Source organism: Actinophytocola sp., assembly GCF_035712165.1.
Classification (GTDB): domain Bacteria; phylum Actinomycetota; class Actinomycetes; order Mycobacteriales; family Pseudonocardiaceae; genus DASYTH01.
On the sequence record NZ_DASTBH010000219.1, the window covers coordinates 1 to 5,466 of the forward strand.

Consider the following 5,466-nt stretch of genomic DNA (forward strand, 5'->3'; position numbering starts at 1 on the left):
CCCGCCGATCATGAGCGCGCCGGCGACCAGGCGACCCTCGGCGGTGGTCGGATACAGATCGCCGTAGCCCACGGTGGTGATGGTGGTGAGCGTCCACCACAGTGTGCGCGCACCAGGGTCGCCATCCGGCGTCCTAGTTGACGTACCATTCGACCCGGACAGCGGTCGCCGAGATGTCCTGCAGTTCCGCGCACACCTCGTGAGTCACCAGAATCCCAGTTTGTCGGCAGACCCGTCGCCTGCCGGTGATTGTCGGCGCAGCCGTGAAGCCTTGTGACGCGAGGTGCTCACGCATCACCTCGGGTGCTCGGTCGCCATTGGCTTCCAGAATGCGCGAGCAGTTGCTCGAACCGCACCAAGAGTCCTCGATGACGACCCGCAACTGCGCAGGCCCGGGGAACACGCCTTCGTCCCCAGGCATAGCCTCCAGTTGCGCGATCAGGGCGCCCCCGGCGAGGACGAACCCGGCGAGCACGATCGTCAGCAGTCGCCCGACGCCCACGAGCCGTCGTTGGTCCACCAGCGTGCCGATCTCGCACACCACGGCCGCGAGCATGGGGTGGAGCAGGTAAACCTCGAGTGCCGCGGGCACCCACGGCCCGGTCCACCCCATTTCGCGGGGCACGATGAACCACGCCAGCAGCGCCACCAAGACCAGTCCGACGATCACCCCGGTCTTGGTCGACCGCGCCAAGGCACCGCACCTGATCAGCTCGCGCTCCCCTATCCCAGAAGCTGGGGTGTCTTGCCGGTCAAGATTTGCGATCGCCGGGTCCCTGACCACGCGTCCAAAGTGGCACAAGCCGCTGCCGCAAGGCAGGGATTTCGATCAAGCGGCTAGCACAACGGGCATATCATGTCTGCTAGCCGCTTCACATGGATACCTGCATTGCGCAGGTATGCCACAGGGTGGCATTGAGGTCCCCCTCGGACACTCCCGTGCCCCACCGCCATCCACAGCACGTCTCGCCATTGTCCTGCATCACAGTGCTGACGACCGGCGCGGTGAGGCGCGCGTGCTGACCCAGCTCTGCATCCTCGACGAGTGGTCGGGACGGTATGTCATTGTCGACGATCGCCACCGGCAGGAGCTGACCTGTTTGGCCATGCGGAAGCCCGTAAGCCCAGCAAACGCATGGCACAGTGACATGCGCGCCTGAGCCTGTGGGCGGGGGTGAGAACTATTTGATCAAACCTTCGCCGACTACCTCCCGATCGTTCAGGCCGCCGTCGGTGACGGCACCCGCCGCGTGTACGAGTCCTATTGGAACCGAATCATCGAGCACTGGGGCACCCGCCCACTCGACGAACCGACACCCTCCGAGATCCATCAGCTCGCCGCACACGTCAAGGCACACGTGGTGTCCCGCCGCAACGCCCGCGGCGGACGCAGTGCCGCCGAACACCTCATTGCCGCCCTGCGCTGCCCCTACCGCCACGCCGAAAACGACGGCCACATCTCCGCCGCCGACAACCCGGCCCGCAAGGTCACCAAGCCCCGCCGCCTGCCCTCCGACCGCCGCGCCGTCCCCGCCGACCGACTCGCCGAGATCAACCACATCGCCGCCACCACCGGCAGCGACCCGGCCCTGGACACACTGATCCTGCGCCTGCACACCGAAACCGCTTGCCGCCGCGGCGGCGCCCTCGCCCTACGCCCCTGCGACCTCGACACCGAGCAATGCCTCATCCGCCTCCGCGAGAAGGGCGAAACGGTCCGCTGGCAACCCGTCTCGCCCACCCTCATGGCCCACCTGGAACAACACGCCCAACACCGCCACGCACCGGCTAACGGGCAACTCCTGCGCTACGCCACCGGCCGGCCGATCACCTCCCGCCGCTACGACCACCTCTGGGTCCGCATCGGCCGCCACCTGCCCTGGGTCGCCACCCAACAGATCAGTACCCACTGGCTGCGCCACACCACCCTGACCTGGGTCGAACGCAACTTCGGCTACGCCGTCGCCCGCGCCTACGCCGGCCACACCGACAACAGCAACGCCGGCACCACCGCCACCTGCCGCACCGTCGTGCTCGAGACCCGGTACACGCCGGAGTCCTCCGGTGAGATCCAACTCGGCTTCGCCGGCGCGAACCCCGGACGGCTCTACGTCGACGGAAACCTGATCCTCGACAAAGCCCCCGCCGAGCCGAGCAACGCCCTCGGCGCGTCCATCCTCAATCCCCCGTCGCTCACCACCGCCGTGGCCGTCAATGCCGGCCGTCCGATCGCGATCCGGGGCGAGTTCTCGCGCGAGGTACGCACCGTGATCGACGGCGCCCTGAGCCTGACCGTCGGCATCGAACCGAACGGACCGACCCCGAGGTCCTCATCGCCCGCGCCGTCGAAGCGGCCCAGGACTCCCAACTCGCGGTCATCGGCGTAGGCACCAACTCTCAAGTGGAATCCGAGGGCCACGACCGCGCCAACCTCGATCTGCCCGGCCGGCAAAACGACCTCGTCCGCGCCGTCGCCGCCACCGGCACGCCCACCGTCGTCATCGTCAACGCGGGCTCGACCGTCGTGCTGCCCTGGGCCAACGAGGTCGCCGCGATCCTGCAGGGCTACTTCGGCGGTCAGGAGTTCGGCCACGCGATCGCCGACGTGCTCACCGGCGCGGCCGAACCGGGCGGTCGGCTGCCCACGACATGGCCCGCGGCGCTCTGCGACGTGCCGGTGACCGAAGTCCAACCGGTCAACGGCCGGCTCGTGTACCGAGAGGGCCTGCACATCGGATACCGGGCCTGGCTAAGGGATTCTGTCGAGCCGGCCTTCCCGTTCGGACACGGCCTCGGCTACACCACCTGGTCATGGAACCGGGCGCGGCGGCACGACGACACCCTGCAGGTCGCCCTGACCAACACCGGTGCACGCGCGGGCAAACAGGTCGTGCAGGTCTACGTCACCGCGACAATCCCGGTGCCACCCCGCCGACTGGCACACTGGACCGGCCAGTGGGTCGTGGAACCCGGCACCTACATCCTCCACGCCGGCGCATCCGTCGCCGGGCTCCCGCTCTCGGTGGCGTTGGAGATAGCCGGCTGAGCGCCGCCGACCGCACCCGCTGCCGAGCCGAACGTGCCGCGGGTGATCGCCGCCGGCCCGGCGCCACCCGCACCCACTGGGCTCGCATGGCCACCGCGTGGGGCCGGCGGACCCTGCAACACACCACCACACGCCGCCGCGGCGGGCGCCCTCACCCTGCACCTGACCGCCGCACGTGGCGCGATCCAGCCCACCGACACCTGCTGCACTACCGCGACAGCCTCGTTCTATGTGCGGATCAGGTGGGGGTTCACCGACGTGCGCCGCGCCGCGCTGGCCTTCGCCCGCGAGGTGGAGCGCCGCGCGCCGGATGACGTGACCGCCACCTGGTGGCGCAAGGACCGCGACCCGAAGCTGTTGTTCGTGGACTACAACCAGAACGCCCGCGAGTTCACCATCGCCACCGTGCCGGACCGGTTCGCCAAGCTCGGCGACCTGCATGAGGGCATCGACGACGCGGTGTTCCCCCTGGAACCCCTGCTGGAGTGGGCCGACCGGGACCGCGCCGAACTCCCCGACGAGGACTAACGCGCAACGCGACGTTGCTTTAGAGCGAGATACCCGGGTTGGGCGGGGGGTGGCCCGGGAATGGCCACCCCACGACTACCCTTTTGTTCAGTAACCGGCGGTCACTCTGGTGAAGGCCCACTCGGTCTGGTCAATGCCACTGCAATAACCAAGCACGAGGCCTTCACAATCGTAGTTGTTGTTGTCGCGGTTGAGGGACCAGAAGGTGAAGCGGGCCAGACCGCGTTCCTTGGCCCAGTCCCGGAGCCGGGTCCAGGTGTCCACGCTGGTCGGCTCTCTGTTGTCGGACAGACCGTTCATGCCGGAGATGCCGGTGTGCGCGTAGGCCTCCGCGTCGGACCACCCGAACGTGCTTTTCAGGAAGTTCTTGAGTGCGTCGGTCGAGATGATCGTGGCGTTGTACATGTCGGTGCTGGGGCCGCCGCCGAAGTTGAAGGTCATGGTCGACCACACGTTGACATCCGCTCCCAACGCCTTGGCCTGGGTGATCATGCGGGTGCCCCACCAATTGGGGCCACTGGCCGTCGTGGGCATCGTGACGATGATTTCGATTCCCGGGTTGTTCTGCTCGATGATCCGCAGCGCGTTCAGGATACGATCCTGCGCGGCTTCGTTCTCGAACTCGGCGCCCTCGATGTCCACATCGATCACCTTGAGCTGGAAGGCGTCGATCACCTCCTGGTATACAGCGGCGAGCGCCTCCGGAGTCTGGCAGATCAGGCCGAGTTTCTGGCCGGTTGCACCTCCGAACGAGGGCATGAAGTCTCCGCCCGCGCCCCGGATCTCGTTGATGGCCAATTCATCCTTGCCGCCGAACAGCGGGCGGTTGCCGTCCCAGAGGGCATTGCAGGTGCCGTCACTGTTGAGAAAGTTCAGGGTGAACCACTTGATGCCGGTCGCGGCCATCACCTCGGCGGGCGATGGCGGGTAGTCCCATTGAGCGCCGAAGTACGGTGCGGCGGCGGCTCCGGACAGGGTCGGCGGCGTGCATCCGCTGGTGGTGGCGCTCACCGTAGCGCTGTGCGGTGATTCGCCGACGTCGTTGTAGGCGGTCACGGTGTAGGCGTGGGACGTGCACGCGGTCAGGCCGGTGATGGTGGCCGATGTGGTGGTCGTGTCCTCCACCATGGTGCCGCTGGAGTAGACCTTGTAGCCGGTGACGTCTCCGCTCGCGGCCGTCCAGCTCAGCGAGATCGAGGTGTCCGTGGTACTGGTGACCGTGGGGGTGCCCGGTGTACCGGGCACCGCCGGCCCGACCGGACCGCCGGCGCAGTCCGCGCCGTTGACCTTGCAGTTGAGCGGGCCCGGGAAGTTGCCGGGGGTGCCGATGAAGCCGAATGACGCGGTGCCGCCGGCCCGCAGGACCGCCGCCCAGCCCGGGTTGCTGAAGGTGGGGTGCTGCGGGGTGCCACCCTGCCCCGCGTCCCAGGACGAGGTGACCCTGAAGCCGGCCGGCATGTCGAACTCCACGGTCCAACCGTTGATGTCCGCGGCGGTTCCGTTGTGCAGCGTGAACTTGCCTTCGAACCCACTACCCCAGTCGTCGCGCTCAGTGAAGGTCGCCGTCAACATGCCTTGCGCGGCACTGGTCGGGACCGCGACCAGTCCCATGGCCGCGACCGTCGTGATCGCGGCGACAAGGGCCGGCGTTCTTTTCATGCGCATGACTCATCTCCTGTAGGTCAAAGTCGGGGTCAACCGCCACACGACACCGGTCGAGAAACCACGCGCGACGATGCCGTAAATTTCGCCGCAGCTGGGCGACGCGTGGTGGCCGGCGACGAGTTTAGACCGATGTGAACGATTACGCTCGGCCCGCCGCCGCGGTCCTCAGAAAACCCGTGGTCACCGCCATAAATTACACTCGATCGAGTGCGCGCTGGGTCCTGCAA

The 5,466-nt window shown here is 67.6% G+C and carries 5 protein-coding genes and 1 pseudogene; 3 read left to right on the forward strand and 3 right to left on the reverse strand.

Annotated elements, in window-relative coordinates; translation table 11 throughout:
- Both VFO68_RS12480 and VFO68_RS12485 read right to left on the reverse strand, forming a co-directional pair.
- Positions 1-162, reverse strand: a 162-nt coding sequence (locus tag VFO68_RS12480; protein WP_325158408.1) for an ion channel, incomplete at its 3' end; no start/stop codon positions are given.
- On the reverse strand, positions 134-694 hold the full coding sequence (locus VFO68_RS12485) for a hypothetical protein (protein ID WP_325158405.1): 561 nt from the start codon (positions 692-694) through the stop codon (positions 134-136). The genes VFO68_RS12480 and VFO68_RS12485, both read right to left, overlap by 29 nt.
- Before the next feature lie 556 nt (positions 695-1,250).
- On the opposite strand from VFO68_RS12485, the gene VFO68_RS12490 reads away from it, so the two are divergent.
- The 3 genes and pseudogenes from VFO68_RS12490 to VFO68_RS12500 all read left to right on the forward strand — a co-directional run.
- Positions 1,251-2,387, forward strand: coding sequence for a tyrosine-type recombinase/integrase (locus tag VFO68_RS12490; protein WP_325158406.1), 1,137 nt, complete (start codon positions 1,251-1,253; stop codon positions 2,385-2,387).
- Positions 2,378-3,046 (forward strand): glycoside hydrolase family 3 C-terminal domain-containing protein, encoded by a 669-nt coding sequence (locus VFO68_RS12495; RefSeq protein WP_414635492.1) that lies wholly within the window; start codon positions 2,378-2,380, stop codon positions 3,044-3,046. The genes VFO68_RS12490 and VFO68_RS12495 overlap by 10 nt, the downstream gene beginning before the upstream one ends.
- Positions 3,047-3,274: 228 nt before the next feature.
- A pseudogene (locus VFO68_RS12500) lies at positions 3,275-3,574 on the forward strand (ATP-dependent DNA ligase); the annotation flags it as partial.
- 87 nt (positions 3,575-3,661) lie between these two features.
- On the opposite strand, the gene VFO68_RS12505 reads toward VFO68_RS12500, so the two are convergent.
- Positions 3,662-5,185, reverse strand: coding sequence for a cellulose binding domain-containing protein (locus VFO68_RS12505; protein ID WP_325158407.1), 1,524 nt, complete (start codon positions 5,183-5,185; stop codon positions 3,662-3,664).
- Between the last annotated feature and the right edge of the window lie 281 nt (positions 5,186-5,466).